The sequence below is a fragment of the Ruegeria sp. BF12 genome (assembly GCF_056538705.1).
In genome coordinates, this window is record NZ_JBQFTP010000001.1 from 1 (window position 1) to 16,623 (window position 16,623).

The 16,623-nt window shown below is 53.9% G+C and carries 16 protein-coding genes and 1 tRNA gene; 5 read left to right on the forward strand and 12 right to left on the reverse strand.

What is annotated here, in order from left to right:
* Positions 1-131: 131 nt before the first annotated feature.
* Positions 132-1,022: a DUF2950 family protein gene (locus ACR0J0_RS00005; RefSeq protein WP_480660250.1), complete on the reverse strand. Its 891-nt coding sequence runs from the start codon at positions 1,020-1,022 to the stop codon at positions 132-134.
* 1 nt (position 1,023) lies between these two features.
* Entirely contained in the window at positions 1,024-2,361 is a 1,338-nt protein-coding gene (locus ACR0J0_RS00010) for a DUF3300 domain-containing protein (RefSeq protein WP_480660252.1), read from the reverse strand.
* Between the two features lie 230 nt (positions 2,362-2,591).
* On the opposite strand from ACR0J0_RS00010, the gene ACR0J0_RS00015 reads away from it, so the two are divergent.
* Together ACR0J0_RS00015 and ACR0J0_RS00020 are read left to right on the forward strand one after the other, a co-directional pair.
* On the forward strand, positions 2,592-4,502 hold the full coding sequence (locus ACR0J0_RS00015) for a DUF3604 domain-containing protein (protein ID WP_480660253.1): 1,911 nt from the start codon (positions 2,592-2,594) through the stop codon (positions 4,500-4,502).
* 135 nt (positions 4,503-4,637) lie between these two features.
* Positions 4,638-5,468 (forward strand): class I SAM-dependent methyltransferase, encoded by an 831-nt coding sequence (locus tag ACR0J0_RS00020; RefSeq protein ID WP_480660255.1) that lies wholly within the window; start codon positions 4,638-4,640, stop codon positions 5,466-5,468.
* A 421-nt stretch (positions 5,469-5,889) separates the two neighbouring features.
* On the opposite strand, the gene ACR0J0_RS00025 is transcribed toward ACR0J0_RS00020, so the two are convergent.
* From ACR0J0_RS00025 to aptA, 7 genes are all read right to left on the reverse strand, one after another.
* Positions 5,890-6,300, reverse strand: a complete 411-nt coding sequence (locus ACR0J0_RS00025) for a universal stress protein (RefSeq protein WP_480660257.1) — start codon at positions 6,298-6,300, stop codon at positions 5,890-5,892.
* Between the two features lie 142 nt (positions 6,301-6,442).
* Positions 6,443-7,735, reverse strand: coding sequence for a TRAP transporter large permease (locus ACR0J0_RS00030; RefSeq protein ID WP_480660259.1), 1,293 nt, complete (start codon positions 7,733-7,735; stop codon positions 6,443-6,445).
* Positions 7,732-8,346, reverse strand: a complete 615-nt coding sequence (locus ACR0J0_RS00035) for a TRAP transporter small permease (RefSeq protein WP_170407643.1) — start codon at positions 8,344-8,346, stop codon at positions 7,732-7,734. Before ACR0J0_RS00035 ends, ACR0J0_RS00030 begins: the two co-directional genes overlap by 4 nt.
* A 70-nt stretch (positions 8,347-8,416) precedes the next feature.
* Positions 8,417-9,406, reverse strand: a complete 990-nt coding sequence (gene dctP, locus ACR0J0_RS00040) for a TRAP transporter substrate-binding protein DctP (protein WP_480661195.1) — start codon at positions 9,404-9,406, stop codon at positions 8,417-8,419.
* Between the two features lie 104 nt (positions 9,407-9,510).
* Positions 9,511-10,620: an alanine dehydrogenase gene (ald, locus tag ACR0J0_RS00045; RefSeq protein ID WP_480660261.1), complete on the reverse strand. Its 1,110-nt coding sequence runs from the start codon at positions 10,618-10,620 to the stop codon at positions 9,511-9,513.
* Positions 10,621-10,645: 25 nt separating this feature from the next.
* Positions 10,646-12,157, reverse strand: a complete 1,512-nt coding sequence (locus ACR0J0_RS00050; protein WP_480660263.1) for a CoA-acylating methylmalonate-semialdehyde dehydrogenase — start codon at positions 12,155-12,157, stop codon at positions 10,646-10,648.
* A gap of 34 nt (positions 12,158-12,191) precedes the next feature.
* On the reverse strand, positions 12,192-13,514 hold the full coding sequence (gene aptA / locus ACR0J0_RS00055; protein ID WP_480660265.1) for an omega-aminotransferase AptA: 1,323 nt from the start codon (positions 13,512-13,514) through the stop codon (positions 12,192-12,194).
* A 155-nt stretch (positions 13,515-13,669) separates the two neighbouring features.
* Here aptA and ACR0J0_RS00060 point away from each other — a divergent pair, with 155 nt between their 5' ends.
* Positions 13,670-14,224 (forward strand): cupin domain-containing protein, encoded by a 555-nt coding sequence (locus ACR0J0_RS00060; protein WP_480660267.1) that lies wholly within the window; start codon positions 13,670-13,672, stop codon positions 14,222-14,224.
* A gap of 291 nt (positions 14,225-14,515) precedes the next feature.
* On the opposite strand, the gene ACR0J0_RS00065 is transcribed toward ACR0J0_RS00060, so the two are convergent.
* Together ACR0J0_RS00065 and ACR0J0_RS00070 are read right to left on the reverse strand one after the other, a co-directional pair.
* Positions 14,516-14,752 carry a hypothetical protein gene (locus ACR0J0_RS00065; RefSeq protein ID WP_480660268.1) on the reverse strand — a complete coding sequence of 79 codons (237 nt, stop codon included), beginning with the start codon at positions 14,750-14,752 and terminating at the stop codon, positions 14,516-14,518.
* On the reverse strand, positions 14,749-15,372 hold the full coding sequence (locus ACR0J0_RS00070) for a terminase small subunit (protein ID WP_480660269.1): 624 nt from the start codon (positions 15,370-15,372) through the stop codon (positions 14,749-14,751). The genes ACR0J0_RS00065 and ACR0J0_RS00070 overlap by 4 nt, the downstream gene beginning before the upstream one ends.
* Positions 15,373-15,958: 586 nt before the next feature.
* Here ACR0J0_RS00070 and ACR0J0_RS00075 point away from each other — a divergent pair.
* Both ACR0J0_RS00075 and ACR0J0_RS00080 read left to right on the forward strand, forming a co-directional pair.
* Entirely contained in the window at positions 15,959-16,270 is a 312-nt protein-coding gene (locus tag ACR0J0_RS00075; RefSeq protein WP_480660271.1) for a helix-turn-helix domain-containing protein, read from the forward strand.
* Positions 16,271-16,396, forward strand: a complete 126-nt coding sequence (locus tag ACR0J0_RS00080) for a hypothetical protein (RefSeq protein ID WP_480660272.1) — start codon at positions 16,271-16,273, stop codon at positions 16,394-16,396.
* A 101-nt stretch (positions 16,397-16,497) separates the two neighbouring features.
* On the opposite strand, the gene ACR0J0_RS00085 is transcribed toward ACR0J0_RS00080, so the two are convergent.
* Positions 16,498-16,571 (reverse strand) — tRNA-Gly (locus ACR0J0_RS00085).
* Between the last annotated feature and the right edge of the window lie 52 nt (positions 16,572-16,623).

Consider the following 16,623-nt stretch of genomic DNA (forward strand, 5'->3'; position numbering starts at 1 on the left):
CAGACGCGCCATTTGCGCATCCGTAAGCCAGAAGAGATCAGACATGTTCACCGCTCGTTTTTGAACCGTGAATCACGCCGCAAAACGGAAACCAATGGGTCACGACGTTAAGTATCGTTATCAATCAAGTATTACTCTGCTGGTAACCAATTAGCGTCGGGATCGTAAGTGGTGATTTCACCTATAATATTGGATGTATCCGGGCCAAAATCCGCTTCGTAGATTATGCCGTTTTCGCTGACCAGAAAGGAATGGATTCCAGTTTCCCCATATTCGGAAGGTACTGCCAGCAAGGCATGTCCCGCTATGAAATGATCACCGACAAAGTAGGAATAGGCACCTCCAGGTGCATTCGGTCCCTGCCCCTGCAAGATCGTGTAATAGTACCCTAAGAATGGTTCGGCTTCATAGTCGACCTCGCCGTCGCTCCACCCGTAAGCGGCGGCTCGGGCAAGTGCTGCACCAACGAAGCTGTCGTCTTCTGGCCAGAAAAGACCGTTTCGCGTTCCTGGATCGGAAATGATCGTCTGTGCGAATTCCATGACGCCATCACCGTTGTGATCCTCAAGGCGGAATGCGGCTTGAAGATCAACATAGGCTTCAAGCAATTCGATCACTTCCAATTCATTCAACCCGATTTCGCGGGCTGAGAGTTCCTCGATTCCAGCTTCCAAGTCAAAGCGCCAACCGTCGTCTGCTCGAAGAATTGGGATCGGAAAGGGCCAACTGTCTTCACCGAGAAGAAGTACAACCCCATCACTCTCTGGCTGAAAACGGTACCCTTCAGCGTACATGCTGAGCACTTCTTGCCGTCTTTCTTGATCTTCCGCTGGGTCACCCGTTCCAATCAAATCTTCGGCTTCGGGTCCGAAAATTGCGAGTAGCTTACTCTGATCGCTGGCCTTCAACGCCTCAACAAATGCGTCCAGTGCGGTTTGAGGAGTATCAAAACGCGCTATGTCCGACAGCGCCGGGCTTGTGGTCGCTGCTATCAACAATACTGAAAGTGCCGATCTAAGCATGTTACCTTCTCCGCTTGCCCTTGGCAGAGTGCCCACGCTTGGACGCGCTATGTGTTCTGCTGCCGGACGCATTTTTCTTCATCGCTTGCCCCTTGGACGCCGCTGGCTTGCGCTGGGTGGTTGCGGCTTTCTTCGCTTGCGGCCTCTTGGCGGTCTGCGGCCTTTGCGCGACAGGTTTTTTCGCCGCATCCGGACGTTTGGTACGATCGATTGCCTGTTGTTTCGCGGCAGCTTTGTCCAGATCGACAATACCCCGGTTCACCTGAGGCAGCGACTTGTTCCCTTTGCTCCGGTTTGCCAGAGCACCGCCAGCAACAGCCCCTGCACCTGCGCCGACTGCGGCCGCAGCAGCCGCACGGTCCCGGCTAATGTCTGTAGCACCGGACTCGCGGCTCAACTTAGCGCGCAGTTCATCAGTACGACCTTCGGGGCGGTTAACCGGCAAATCGCCACGACCACCTTCAGGTCTTTTGTGATCGGCAATTTTGTCTCGGGCCTCCTGTTGACGGTCAGGATCGGGTTTCCATCCGATATCCGTTCGGTCACCCAGATCTATATCATTACCGATATTGACGTTGCCATCGACATCAATGTCGATGTCTGGATTTCTGTAAATCGGGCCACCACCCCAGCCGCCGCAGTTTCGGCATCCCCAATAGTCATACCAATCGTCGTCATCGTCGAAAATCTCGTCGATTAGAGCCACGGCTCCAAAAGTCAGCAAAGCCGCGCCCACAACATCTCCGGTCGAGGGGCCAGTATAGACAGTCTCAGGATTATACTGCGGGACGTAAACTGTTTCGGGCTGTGTCGGAGTAATTACAACAGTTTCCTTATCAGTTACCTCGACAGTTTGCTCGGGCCCTGAAACAAGAGCGCCGCTGTCAATCGCCTGATCCCGCATTACTTGAACAGCACTCATCACATCATCGGATTGGGCCAGCATGGCGGTTCCTACCGTCTCGGTCCAATCGATATGAGTGGCCATTTGACCGACGACTTCCGGGAAGGCTGTCGCCAATACGGTGACGGAAGGATCCCAGCCCATGGCTTCGATTTCCGGTTCAAGCTCGACGGGCTTGCGGTCAGTGTTGTCCAGCAAAAATCGCTCTGCCTTTACAATCTCCAGTGGCTGAGTTGCGGCGACAAATATCTGTATGAGTAACGTGTCGGGGTAAAGAGCCACCGGAGCGACTAATGTCTGCAGCTCTGCGTCCGTTAGTAGGTCTGATGAAGTCGCCGAGGCCTCTTCCGTCTCAATGGCTTCATCAGAAGCCTCTTGCGCAAAGAGGGCAGTAGATGTGGCAAAACTGAGAGCAATTATTAGATATCTAAACATATTGCGATCCTTCAATTTATCCAAAGATCACCTAAGATTGCGATTCTGGCAACCGGACCGCAAAAGAGATGGTTTTGATCTAGTTTCGACCATCCAATAAAATCTGGGCGAGCATTCACTTTGGCCTCAAAGCGGTCGTTCTCTGCACGGACTTTGCAGGCATTCGAATTCAGTCGGAATAAGTTCCGGATCAGAGTTGTGTTATGGTGCTTCCATATAAGGAGGAAAAATTGTTTCGCTATGTTTTGCCAACGGCGCTCATTTTGGGAAGCCCGGTCTTAGCCCAGGATGCAATAAATCCGTCAGGTCTTTCCGGTCCTGCCGGTCGACCTTATTCGCCCTACGCCGAACGCGCGTATCCAACTCAAGTCTATTTTGGTGACACCCACGTTCATACTGGTCTTTCAGGGGATGCTGGTGGAGGCGGTACGCGCCTCATGCCGCGTGACGCATATCGATTTGCGCGTGGCGAAGAAGTTGTGTCGAATACGGGTCAACCTGTGAAATTGTCGAGACCGCTCGACTTCTTCATGATTACAGATCACTCAGATGCGATGGGTGCGATCACCGATATAATTGGGGGCGCTCCAAACATATTGGCGGATGAACAAGGCAGGTATTTCCATGAAGAGTTCAATAAAGGCGGGGAAGCCGCCTTGGCGGCTGCGCTCGAGCTTACAGCGGCTTTTGCTCAAGGACAGGTTTCCCCTGCGCTGAACTACCAACCGGGCAATCCCGCGTATGCCCGTGTTTGGGACGAAATTATCGATGCCGCGGAGGAATACAATGACCCCGGCGTGTTCAGCACCTTCATCGCTTATGAATGGACATCTCTCGTTGCAGGGAACAATTTGCACCGAAATGTGATCTTTCGCGACGGCCCTGAGCTCGCAAGACAGATACTGCCTTATACAACAACGCCACCTATGGGCTCACCTAACCCTCGTGATCTTTGGAAGTGGTTGGAGAACTATGAGCAAACGACAGGCGGGCGTGTTCTTGCTATTCCACACAATGGGAACTTGTCTAACGGCTGGATGTTCCCGTTAGTCGATGACTTTGCGGATGGGGTGCCGTTAGATCCCGCATATGCAGAAGCGCGACACAAATGGGAAAGGCTGTACGAACCAACGCAGATAAAGGGGGATGGTGAAGCCCACCCTTTCCTGTCACCTGACGACGAATTTGCTGACTTTGAGACTTGGGACTACGGAAATCTGGATGCTTCGGTTCCGAAAGATCCGGAAATGTTACCCGGCGAGTATGCACGATCCGGGTTGCTTCGAGGGCTGTCCCTACAAAAGACTTTGGGGGTGAATCCTTTCAAGTTTGGTATGGGAGGAGCCAGTGACACGCACACAGGTTTGACAGCACCAGACAACGATAATTTCTTCGGAAAATTCACCGGGTACGAGCCCAGCGAAGAGCGCAGCCAACATGTCAGCAAGAACTATGCTGACGGGACAGTTGCGCTGCTTTCGTCGCAATACATTACTGGCGGTCTGACAGCTGTATGGGCGCAGGAGAATTCCCGAGAAGCCATTTGGGATGCGATGCATCGGCGTGAAACCTACGCAACTACAGGATCTCGAATGCGCGTCCGTATGTTCGGAGGATATTCATTTACCGAAGAGGATGCCTTGCGGCGGGACTTAGCACTGGTGGGTTACACCAAAGGCGTGCCGATGGGTGGTGATCTTGGTAAAGGGACAGGTGATCCTTCCTTTCTGATTTATGCGCTTCGCGATCCAATGGGAGCAAACCTGGATCGCATACAAATCATAAAGGGTTGGTTGGATGCAGAAGGCCAACAACAGGAGAAAGTATATGACGTGGCTTGGTCTGGAGCTCGCGAACCAAATGCCCAAGGGAAGCTGCCATCCGTAGGAACCACCGTCGACCTCGCAATCCCATCTTGGACCAACACAATTGGAGCCTCTGAGCTAGGAGCCGTGTGGAAAGACCCAGATTTCGACCCCTCGGAAAGCGCGTTCTATTATGCCCGTGTCATCGAAATTCCGACCCCACGCTGGACAGCATATGATGCTGTGAAATTCCGAATACAAATGCCTGAAGGCGTCCCATTGACTACCCAAGAACGCGCCTACACATCGCCGATCTGGTACGAACCAACGCGGTAGTTTGTGCCACGTAGTTGGTCCGCATTGGGCTCCGGCAAACGTGCGCCTACATTTCTTGAACGTCTGCTGAGCGCACAAAGATGACATACAGGATCACCGTGTGTAATCTACCAGCACTGACTAGGGGGCTTCGAATTGACCAATCCCGATGAAGTTGCGCGCCATTACCACTCCGGACACTTGCTTAAACGGATTTCTGACGGTTGCGCAGCTATGGACTTAACCCCGCCATTTTTTCATGACGCGTTGGCTCCGGTTGACGAGTTTCACATTGGCGGGCGCCTTGCGACCGAACCTTTTGTGAAAGCTCTAGACCTTTCGCCCGAAAGCCAGGTTGTCGACTTGGGATGTGGTCTCGGCGGTCCAGCACGCTATATCGCGGCGGTCACTGGAGCGAACGTAACCGGCATTGATTTGACCGCAGAGTTTGTGGAGACCGGACGCGCCCTTACCGAATGGACCGGTTTATCAGATAGGGTTCAACTCCTCGAAGGCAGCGTGCTCGATTTGCCGCTAGAAGCTGAGTCCATGGACGCCGCGTATATGATCCACGTAGGTATGAACATTGAGGATAAAGTGGGCATAGCGCAGGAAGCGAAACGGGTTCTCAAGCCAGGGGGCATCTTTGCAATTTACGATGTGATGCAGGTCGGAGAAGGACACATGGAATATCCGGCTCCCTGGGCTTCTTCTTCTGAGCAGAGCGCGCTGGCACCACCGGAGACATATGTGGCGGCGTTGAAATCCGTTGGTTTCGAGGTTAGCGACCGGATCGACCGCACTGCATTTGCCAAACAGTTCTTTGCAGATTTGGCGGCCGCGCAAAGCCGTGCAGATGGTCCTCCACCCCTTGGTCTACATCTAATCATGGGCGATGACACAGCGCTGAAGGTTCAACACATGGTTCGAAATATAGAAGGCGGATTGATAGCCCCGATTGAGATCCACGCACGTTTACCCGTCTAACTTTGTATCCAATCTGGGCTCAACGCGGTCATCTGAGCGATTTTATCAGACTTCAGCTTAGCGGCGGATCGCGAACCAAGCGCTGTGAAGCGCCAAGGTTTGCTGTACGGACAAAGCCGTCGCTCAGGATCTGATTGTCAAGGTCAGCATCCGGCCGCTTCTTCCCTATCCACTCCCGGACACAATTCTGCTCTAACAAATAAAACACAGCCACATCCAAGTTGATTTGGATGGACCGGAAATCCTCCGTTTCTCAAATCCTTAAATCAACCCGGATAGCGCTTAAGTCAGGCGGGCCTGCCCAAGACAATGGATGATGTCGCCGGCGTTTGACACGACGTGAATCTTAGAGCAGCATCTCAGTTCGATGGGAGCCAAGCGCGGTGTCGGTTTTTTTGCCGATATTGTGCAACCGAACAGTCTACAGGCGGAGTACATGCACCGAACACTGAGCGTGGCGAACAACAAGAGCGGCCGTTGATCCCAAAAAGAACTCCTTCATCCCGGGTTTATGCGAAGCAAGCACGATACAGTCGATGCCATGTTTGTTGGCGTATTCGGTGATCGCTCGCCCAGCCGATTGGCTTTCGATCAGTACAGATGAGACCCCGTATTCACCTTCCAAGCGTTCAGACAAACGTGCCTTTGCCTTTTGGAGAGATTTTTCGGCAATCCCGTCATCCATGTAGTACATAATCTGTCTGTTGGGCGGTTCGTGAATGTGTGCGGCGGTGATTGTACCACCTTCGGACACAAGGGAGCGTGCAGTCGAAAGCGCATGTTCACTGATGCCGTGTTCAAGAGATAGGGCCACTAAGATGTTGTTGTACATTTCTAACCTCTGGTTGAAGGTTTCCGTTTTTCTGCTGTAAATCTGTCTCTCACGGATTGTCTTTGAGAGAGTTCTCGCACCCCAGTCGTCAGACAGGGGTGCGCTCTTGGGCGTTTTCTTGGTATTTTTGTGCCTTCTCGCGCTACCTACCCAGCAGTAGGTCTGGCAAGAACAGAGCCAACTCTGGGACAAAGGTCGTCAGCATCAGCGTTGGTAACCATGCAAAAACGATGAACACCAAAGTCGGCCAAAGCATACGCGAAACCGGTTCATCGCAGACCTGAGCGCCAAGATAGAGAAGCGGCGCTGTAGGTGGAGTGATGTTGGCCATACCCAGGTTCACGCCGATCACAGCCGCAAAATGGATCGGGTCCATCCCAGTGCTCTGCGCTATGGGCAGCAAGATCGGTGTCGCCAGAAGCAGACCCGAGATATCGTCCATCAGCATCCCGATCAGGATCAACACGATGTTGATCATCAACAGAACCACAATCGGATTTTCAGATACTGAATAGACCATTTGTTTTGCCAGCTGTGGCGCACCTTGCGCAATCAGGTTATCGGATACGATCAGAACCATGAAGATCATGACCATGACTACGCCAATCGTAACGCCCGAGTTTTGGATGGTTTGAGCCAGCGTTTTCCACGTCAGACCACGGTAGAAGTAGATCGCGATCGGGATCGAGTAGACTACTGCGATACCCGCAGCCTCGGTTGGCGTCATGATGCCACCATAGATTCCGCCTAGAATGATCAGCGGCATCATCAGTGCTGGCCCAGCTAGGCGCGCCTGTACACCAAATGTTGGCAAAAACGGCTTGGGACGCTCCGTCAGGTTAATGTCGTCGTATTTCCGCAGCATGAACTGATTGACCACAATCAGCAGCGTGATCAGGATGAACGCTGGCAGAACCGTAGATAGAAAGCACTTCAGGACGTGTTGCTGTGCGACCCAGCCATACAGGATCATCGTAGAGCTTGGCGGGATCAAAAGGCCCAGCGGACTTGCAGCCACGATCAGTGCCGCTGATTGCCCGCCTGGATAGTTGGCCTTTTTCAGGTGGGGCATCATGATGCCGCCAATACAGGTCAGCGTGGCATTGGCACTACCAGAGATGGAGCCAAATACACCGCAGGCCAATACTCCTGCAGCACTCAGACCCCCTTTGATATGGCCAATGAACATTTCAGCCAACGAGACAAGAGGGGCTGCGATCTTACCCTTTTCCATGATGCCACCAGCGATCATGAAGAGCGGGATCGCCAGAAGCACCAGGGAACGGATGCCCGTAGAGCCGGTCGGCAGATAGCCCGTGATGCCTTGGTCCCCAACAAGGGCGATGAAGATCAGGACCGCTCCGAATGCCACATATACACTGACGCCCAACAGCAGCATAAGGCAGACGATTAGGAGACTTCCTCCGATAATCATTGGGCTTCTCCTTTTTGCATTTCTGATCTCAGAGGCAGACCCAGCCCCTTACGGATATGCACGTACAGATAAGCAGCCGTGAACGTTGCCATGAAGCCAAAGGCAATCATGATAAAAATCCGCCAAGTGACAAACGGAATGCGCAGCACCGGCGTTGCGCGCAACCGTGGGAAAGAGAAGTCATCGAGCAGCGAGACATAACACGCGTACATGAGGAACAGGATCACCAGAACCTCAATCGTCAGGACGACAAAGCCGCGCCACCAGATCAGTCTGGGGTTCTGTATCACGATGCCAAGAATATCTGCGTTGATATGCAGGTTGCGTGCAGAGGCCAAAACAGCGCCTGCAAAAAAGCCGATGATGCTGATGCCCAGAAGCCATTCTTCATAGGCGAAAAGATCGCCCCCAAACCCATACCGGATGACAACAACAGCCCCAAACGTGAATGCCATCAGGAAACCGGAAAACATGACGATCTGTCTCATGACAAACGCGACTGCTTTCAATGGGTACCCGATAACAACTGGCAGCTCGTCTGTGATTTTTTGCGAAGTCTTGTTCTCTGCGCTTTCGACGACCAATGGACGGTCAGCTTCTGAGCTAGACATCTTTCTCCCTCCCTTTGTTGAGCCAAAGACAAAGAAGGGCCAACTGATGTGCTGGCCCTTTTCTCAGTGTTTATTGCTGTTCTTTTGCTGCCAGCAGCCGGTCGATGATGTCCTGACCGACGTTTTGTGCCATCGCTGGCCAGACCGTTTCCTGGACATGAGCGGCCATCGCAGCTTGTTCTTCGTCACTCAGGCGCAGGATGGTGTAACCTTTGTCGAGCAATTTCTGGCCGAACACTTCGTCGTTCTCACGATTGTAGGCAAAGAAGTCTTCGGACGCCTTGGTCATCGCGGCTTGCAGCGCGGCGCGCTGATCGTCGTTCAGCTTGTCGAGTGTCCGCTGCGACGCATAGAAAGTTGTCAGCTCTGAGATCGAATTGTATTCGACAAAATGGGTGCCAACATCCGACTTGGCGAAGATCGAGTAAGTCGCGGTCTTCGTGCAGCAGATTGCTCCGTCGACAATGCCGGCCTGAAGTGCGGGGAAGATGTCGCCCCATGCCATGGTGGTCGCCTGGTAACCCAGTTCTTCGACCATCGACTTCACAACGCTGGACGACCAGACGCGAATGTTCATGCCCTTGTCGTCAAAAGTATTCCAGTTTTGGGGCTCTTGCGACGAAACGATGCCGATGAACCCTTCCGGATTCTGCGCCATGACGCGCACGCCATATTCGTCGGTGATTTCCTGCAGGATGGTGTTGAACTCGGAATCCATGTTCAGAAGCGTGCTCTCCATGTCATCCCAGCCGCCCAGCAGGAACGGCATTGACAGGAATTCCAGGCGTGGATCGGTATCGGCATAGATGAACGCCGATGCCAGGTCGATATTGCCGCGTGCAACATCTTCGAACAGAGCTTCACCAGAACCCAACTGGTTTGCTGGAAAGACTTCTACCGTCAGTCCAACATCCGCAGCTGCAACATCCGCTGCGACCTGTTCCATCATTTTTGTGCCTTGGTGATCGATCGGGAATACACCTGCAAAACGCAGTGTCATGTCTTCCGCTGCAGCGGTTGTTGATAGTGCGGTTGCCGCAAACAAAGCGGCACCACCCATCGCGCCGAGGGCGCGGCGGTTAATTTTCGTAATCATTAAGGTTTCCTCCTCAGTGGTGGGTGTCCCGCCGCATTACGCGCGGTGGGACATTTCTTTGCTTCAGTTCAGCAAAGTTCCGGGGCGACGAACTCGTATCCAAGGTCATCGGCCACAGCCTTGTACGTCACCTTCCCGTCGGCCACGTTCAGGCCATTCATCAGGTGACGATTGTCTGCGAGCGCCTGCTTCCATCCATTATTGGCAATAGCCAGAGCGTGCGGCAGCGTGACGTTGTTCAGTGCATAGGTTGACGTTCGGGCGACTGCGCCCGGCATATTGGCGACGCAATAATGAACAACATCGTCGACAACATATGTGGGCTCGGCGTGAGTGGTGGCTTTGGACGTTTCAAAGCAACCGCCCTGGTCAATCGCCACGTCCACGACGACCGCACCGGGTTTCATTTTTGAGATCAGTTCGCGTGTGACCAGCTTGGGCGCAGCAGCACCTGGGATCAGAACAGCACCGACAACCAGATCGGCATTGGTGACTTCTTCCTCCAGCGCGGCTTTGGTCGAATAGACAACCTTGGCGGACGCTTCGAAATGGTTCTCCAGCTTCTCAAGCACTGCCGGATTGCGGTCCAGAATGGTCACGTCCGCGTGCAATCCAACAGCCATTTGAGCCGCGTTGAAACCAACGACGCCTCCACCGATGACCACAACCTTGCCGGGCTTCACGCCGGGCACACCGCCCAGCAATACGCCCAGACCGCCCTTTGCTTTCTCCAACGCGCTGGCACCCGCCTGGATCGACATGCGACCGGCGACCTGGCTCATCGGTTTCAACAAGGGCAGACCGCCATTATCATCGGTGACGGTCTCATAAGCGATGCAGACAGCGCCCGAGTCGACCAAATCTTTAGTCTGTTCCGGGTCGGGGGCCAGATGCAGGTAGGTATAGAGGATCTGACCTTCGCGCAGCATGGCGCGTTCCACAGCCTGCGGTTCCTTAACCTTCACGATCATCTCTGCATTGGCAAAGATATCGGCTGCGGTTTCGGCAATCTCTGCGCCAGCGGCATGATAGGCATCATCATCAGCCCCAATGCCAGTGCCGGCATTGGTTTCCACGATGACGTTATGACCATGAGAAACCAGTTCCGCGACGCTTTCGGGGGTCAGGCCGACACGGTACTCATGGTTCTTGATTTCCTTGGGAACACCAATGAACATGTTCTTCACTCCTTGGATCGGATGATCATTTTGCCGTTGGCATGACGAATTCGGCACCTTCCGAGATGCTCTCGGGCCAGCGCTGCATGATGGATTTCTGCTTGGTGTAGAAACGCACACCCTCTTCGCCATAGGCGTGCATGTCTCCGAACAGGCTCTTTTTCCAACCGCCAAAGCCGTGCCAAGCCATTGGAACCGGGATCGGAACATTGACGCCGACCATGCCGACCTGAACCTGCTTGCCAAACTCACGCGCAACATTGCCGTCGCGGGTGAACAGCGACACGCCGTTGCCGAACTCGTGGTCGTTGATCAGTTGCAGGCCGTCCGCGAAGCTTGAGACGCGGACGCAGGACAGAACCGGGCCGAAGATCTCTTCCTTGTAGATCTTCATGTCGGGGGTGACGTTGTCGAACAGGGTGCCGCCAAGGAAATAGCCTTCCTCGTGCCCTTCGACGGTATAGTCGCGGCCATCGACCAGCAGATCCGCACCTTCTTCGACGCCAGAGTCGATGTACCCTTTGACCCGGTCCCGCGCGGCTGCGGTGACAATCGGACCCATCTCGGCGTCCAGTTCGAGGCCGTTTTTGACCTTCAGGGTTTCGGCACGTTCTTTCAGGACCGGCATCAGCTTGTCGGCGGCATCGCCAACCAGCAGGGCAACCGAGATCGCCATGCAGCGCTCTCCGGCCGAGCCATAGGCCGCGCCGATCAGTGCGTCGGCTGCCTTGTTCATATCGGCGTCCGGCATCACCAGCATGTGGTTCTTTGCGCCACCCAGCGCCTGAACGCGCTTGCCGTGACGCGCACCGACCTCGTAGATATAGTTGGCAATCGGTGTCGAACCGACGAAGGACACGGCCTTGACGTCGTCATTTTCCAGCAACGCATCCACGGCGACCTTGTCACCTTGAACGACGTTGAACACGCCGTCCGGGAAACCGGCCTTCTGCATCAGATCCGCGTAGAGCAAGGATGCGGACGGATCGGTCGGAGACGGTTTCAGGATAAAGGTATTGCCTGCGGCGATGGCGATCGGGAACATCCACATCGGCACCATGACCGGGAAGTTGAAGGGAGTGATCCCGGCGACAACACCCAACGCCTGACGCGTGGTCCAGTTGTCCATGCCAGTGGAGACTTGCTCTGTGTAATCGCCCTTGAGGAGTTGCGGAATGCCGCAGGCAAACTCGATGATATCAATGCCGCGCTCAACCTCGCCCAGAGCGTCGGTGAACACCTTGCCGTGCTCGACCGTTATTGCGCGGGCCAGCTCGTCCTTATGCTCGCGCACCAGAGCCAGGAAGTTGTTCATAAGACGGGCGCGGCGGATCGGCGGTGTGTTCGACCACTTTGGGAACGCAGCTTTGGCAGCGGCCACTGCGTTGTCGACCGTCTGAACAGTCGCCAGCGACACCTCACCGGTTTGCGCACCGGTTGCGGGGTTGAATACCGGCTGCGTCTTTTCGCCGGACGAAACTGTGATTTGGCCACTAATATAGTGGCCGATCAAAGTGATCGGGGATGCATCTTTCATGATGTCAGTCCTTTTTGGGGTTAGCAGTCAGGGGTTATGGCAGGTCTGCCAATACCTCTCCAAGTGTTTGACAAAGTTTCGTTATTTCAGGTTCCGAGATGATCAGTGGTGGCGACAAGGCGATGATGTCACCGGTCACACGGATCATTATTCCGGCGTCCCAGGCCCGCTTCATGGCGTCATAGCCCCGTGCCCCCGGCGCGCCTTCTCGTGGTGCAAGCTCGACCGCGCCCACCAATCCCAGATTGCGGATATCGATGACGTTGGGCAGACCCTTGAGGCTGTGAAGCTGATCCTCCCAAGGCTGCGAAAGCAATGCAGCGCGCCGGAATAGATCATTCTGCTTGTAACTCTCTAGCGTTGCCAGCGCCGCGGCGCAGGACACAGGGTTGGCGGAATAGGTATAACCGTGGAACAACTCAATCGGCGCATCGGCATTTTCCATCGCCGAGTCATATATCTTGTCGGATACGATGACCGCTCCCATCGGAATGACACCGTTGGTCAGGCCTTTGGCCGTTGTGATGATGTCCGGCTTCACATCAAAATACTCCGATGCTGTCGCAGCACCCAAACGACCAAAGGCGGTAATGACCTCGTCGAAGATCAGCAGAATGCCATGGCGGTCGCAGATCTCACGCAGTCGCTTTAGGTATCCTTTCGGCGGCAGGAGAACACCGGTCGAACCGGCCATTGGTTCGACGATCACAGCCGCAATGGTCGAGGCGTCATGCAAAGCAACCAAACGCTCCAGATCGTCTGCCAGCTCTGCCCCGTGTTGTGGGCGACCGCGGGAGAATGCGTTTTTGTCCAGATCATGCGTGTGACGCAGGTGATCAACACCGGTCAGAAGCGTGCCGAAATGCATGCGGTTCTTGACGATGCCGCCAACCGAGATGCCCCCAAACCCTGTGCCATGATACCCGCGCTCACGTCCGATCAAGCGGGTGCGAGTTCCCTCACCACGCATCCGGTAGTAATGCAGCGCGATCTTGAGCGCAGTATCGACGGACTCTGAGCCAGAGTTGGTGAAGAACGCGTGGTTCATTCCCTCAGGCATCATCGCTGTCAGCTTTGCAGACAACTCAAACGCCTGAGGGTGGGAGAACTGGAAGTTCGGCGCATAGTCCAACTCGTGCACCTGTTTCTGCACGGCTTCAACGATCAACGGATCACGGTGACCTGCATTGACGCACCATAGCCCGGCAGTCCCATCCATGACCTTCCGACCATCGGAACTGGTGTAATACATCCCCTCGGCCGCTTGGATCATTCGGGGCTCGCGAAGGAAATCACGATTGGCCGAAAACGGCATCCAAAACGATGACAATGTGTTGGGTTGATCGAGCACGTTCATTCCTCGTGAAACAGATTTTCATTTGATGACAAATCCTTGCAGAGTTCAGACCTTCCGCACACCCGGCTTTATTTTAATCTGTAAGTTATTGAAAAAAATCGCTGCGCCCTTAGAATGCTTTCGATCCAAAGCAAGAAAGCACCAGAGTAACGGTTTTGTCATCAGATCTCGAAACAGCACGTCGTCTAAAGTTGATTCGGGCGACCAAAGGCCTCAGTCAACGTGAAATGGCCAAACGCGCGGGAGTGGGTAGCGGAACGATTTCTCAAATCGAAAGTGGATCAACTCAACCTTCCGTGGCACTGCTCAAAAAGATCCTTGCCGCAGTAGACGTCAATTTGGGCTTTTTCTTCAGTTTTGAATTGCAAAACGAGGAGTCATTTTTTTACCCGCACGAAAGAATGCGCGACCTAGGATCACCCGGAGTCTCCTATCTGCTTGTCGCAGGTGAGCGCCGAGACAGAAAGCTTCAGATGCTCATAGAAGAGTACGATGTCGGTGCTGACTCGGGTCGATCTGAACTGTCACACGAAGGAGAGGAATGTGCGGTTGTGATAGAGGGCCGCCTTGAAGTGACGGTAGATGGGCAATCCAGGGTTCTGGGTCCCGGGGACGCGTACTACTTCTCAAGCATATTGCCACACAGGTTTCGGAATGCTGGAGATACGCCATGCAAAGTGATCAGCGCATGTACTCCTTCGTCGTTTTGAAGCAACCAATCAAAACCAACTTAGAATTCTGCCCTGCGCGTGAATGCCCGGAACAAAGGGCCACGCCGTAGCATCAGAATGGTATGTCAAACGGCAAAACATAGCTGTTCCCATAATGGTAAATGTCAGCTTTGCGCACTTGTGCGCAATTGGTGAAGGTCGCATCCTAGTCTGCTCTGGGCTCGAGGCAGACGCTCGCTCAATTCCGCTCAATGACTGCAATGCGGACTTTTCAGCCATTCGCATTTTTACTCCAAAGAACCGCAGTCAGCCCGAAGCGGGCATTCACAACTAGACTTTGCAATTCCGTATTCGGGGCTTTGCCGCTGTACGATTAGAGGCTTTCGTTGCCGGGATTGACGGGCACGCGTTGCCTGCGCCCATCATGCGCTGAACAAGGCGGCCCAGCGGGCTGGCCTCTTCCGGATCGACCTCGCCCGCGAACATGCCCAGGTGCTTGGCGATGTTCTTTAGAGCCTTGGCACAATCCTGCACCTTGATTTGGATACCCTGGTTGGATTCCTTCACGCCATCGAACTAGAGGCGCGCGGTTGCACCGAGCCTACGTGTGTCGGCCATGCGGGTGATTTGGTTTCCGTGCCGGAACATACTCGGGACAATCGGGGTTTGGCGGGCCTGTGTGACGATAACCGTAGGAACCCGCATCGTCGGGGATGCGCGGATCTTCGATTGTGCCTGACATGGCAACGTCGCTCTCTCTCGTCGTGGAGCTGAGAGAACACCACGCGGGCCTTGTCTTCTGTGAACTCGCGCTCTGATTTCCACTGGTAGCGGTGGTAGATGCCGTGGCAGTAGCGGCAGGGCGCGATGATGTGCTGTGTAAGCTCGTTAGGGTTTGCGGTGGCTATTTGGGTCCAGAGGTTTACAATGCCCTCTGCCTCGAGCATTGCCCTGCTTTCGACCTGTTTGCGGCCCTCAGCGATGGCGCGGGCGACCTTAGTATTGCTTAGCAGTTTGGATGCGGTGACTTCCGCTGATCCTTTTGCGTATCCAGCGCTGATTGCAGCCTTTTTCCCATTCGGATCAGCAAGGTAGTCAAGCACAAAGGCCCGCTGACGCGGGTTCAGGTCGAATCGATCGAGCCAGGTTGTGTCTACCAAGGCTGGATTGTCGGTTGTGCTGCTCATTCCGGGGGCGGTGCTTCTTGCACATCAAAATCGTCCGCAGAATTGGTGCACATTCTGCTTTAAGCAACAATATGTAAACACGGCAATCCTACCACCACCAATGTATTTGTTTATTTCTTTCTTTAGTGACCTTTGGCCGACCTCGGACCGGACCACTCCATGATTTCCTGAATTACTGATATTTTTTGATTCATTTAGTTACCTGACCTCTGTTTTGGTCCTTTCCTGACCATTCGGCTGACCTTTTTGAACATCACTTACCTCCCACATTGCTCACTTTGTTGTTGCAATTTGCGACATGTTTACCATTTAGATGAGATCAAGGAGAACACACATGGAAAAGGTCATTGATCGAGAAAGTGCCTAACCCTGAGCTTGCGATCCACCAATGCAGCAAGGAGTGGCAATGGCACTCATCAAACGGATCATCCCCCAACAAAGTTCGCCGAACCTGCAGCTCTCAACCGATACTAAGCAACCACCCACAAGGCGCAATTGACAGGTTCCAAGGCAGATGCGATTCACCGCACAGCAAACCCGATAAAACCCGCCAATTCGGGCTCCACAATGGCTCCAAAGATCGATCATGAAAATACGCATTAAAGAAATCCGGCAAGCCAAAGGGCTTACTCAGGACGAACTTGCGGTGAAGGTTGATTTGTCTCGTTCTTATTTGGCGCAATTGGAAAAGGGGACACGTCCACTCACCACTAAGAAGCAGGCTATTGTTGCCGCGGCCCTTGATGTGGAGCCAACTGAGCTTGTTGATTTCAGCGCACCTGACAAAGACGACGAGGCGCTTCTTCTCGAGGCGTTCCGCGCCCTTTCCCCCGAACAGCGAAAAGCTTGGCTCGAATGGGCGAAAGTAGCTAAGGGGTCCGCCCTGGATAAAAAGTGAATGTTCTATACACCGATGCCAATCGGATCAACCGATCTTACGCACCGAAAAAACGGCGAATTGAAGATGCACCGGGGCACAGGCGTCAATCTGGTGAAGTTTGCTGAACTGGAAAGCCTGATCTAAGGAAAGGCTGCCTGATTGACAGGTATCACAATTCAAATATAGGGTACCTTAGGTCGCCACATTTCTTAATAAAACTATTTTAAGTTCTTAGGTGGATTATTTGGAGCGGGTAGCGGGAATCGAACCCGCGCGTTCAGCTTGGGAAGCTGACAGGCTACCATTACATCATACCCGCCGCGCCGAGCACGAATAACATCCCACGGTTGCTGACTTCAAGCCGTCGAAGC

Bases quoted from the DNA above. Each gene is read 5' to 3' on its own strand.
- ACR0J0_RS00080 (WP_480660272.1), top strand. From the start codon at position 16,271: ATGTTCTATACACCGATGCCAATCGGATCAACCGATCTTACGCACCGA.
- aptA (WP_480660265.1), bottom strand. From the start codon at position 13,514: ATGAACGTGCTCGATCAACCCAACACATTGTCATCGTTTTGGATGCCG.
- dctP (WP_480661195.1), bottom strand. From the start codon at position 9,406: ATGGGTGGTGCCGCTTTGTTTGCGGCAACCGCACTATCAACAACCGCT.
- ACR0J0_RS00050 (WP_480660263.1), bottom strand. From the start codon at position 12,157: ATGAAAGATGCATCCCCGATCACTTTGATCGGCCACTATATTAGTGGC.
- ACR0J0_RS00035 (WP_170407643.1), bottom strand. From the start codon at position 8,346: ATGTCTAGCTCAGAAGCTGACCGTCCATTGGTCGTCGAAAGCGCAGAG.
- ald (WP_480660261.1), bottom strand. From the start codon at position 10,620: ATGTTCATTGGTGTTCCCAAGGAAATCAAGAACCATGAGTACCGTGTC.
- ACR0J0_RS00005 (WP_480660250.1), bottom strand. From the start codon at position 1,022: ATGCTTAGATCGGCACTTTCAGTATTGTTGATAGCAGCGACCACAAGC.
- ACR0J0_RS00025 (WP_480660257.1), bottom strand. From the start codon at position 6,300: ATGTACAACAACATCTTAGTGGCCCTATCTCTTGAACACGGCATCAGT.
- ACR0J0_RS00070 (WP_480660269.1), bottom strand. From the start codon at position 15,372: ATGAGCAGCACAACCGACAATCCAGCCTTGGTAGACACAACCTGGCTC.
- ACR0J0_RS00075 (WP_480660271.1), top strand. From the start codon at position 15,959: ATGAAAATACGCATTAAAGAAATCCGGCAAGCCAAAGGGCTTACTCAG.
- ACR0J0_RS00030 (WP_480660259.1), bottom strand. From the start codon at position 7,735: ATGATTATCGGAGGAAGTCTCCTAATCGTCTGCCTTATGCTGCTGTTG.
- ACR0J0_RS00010 (WP_480660252.1), bottom strand. From the start codon at position 2,361: ATGTTTAGATATCTAATAATTGCTCTCAGTTTTGCCACATCTACTGCC.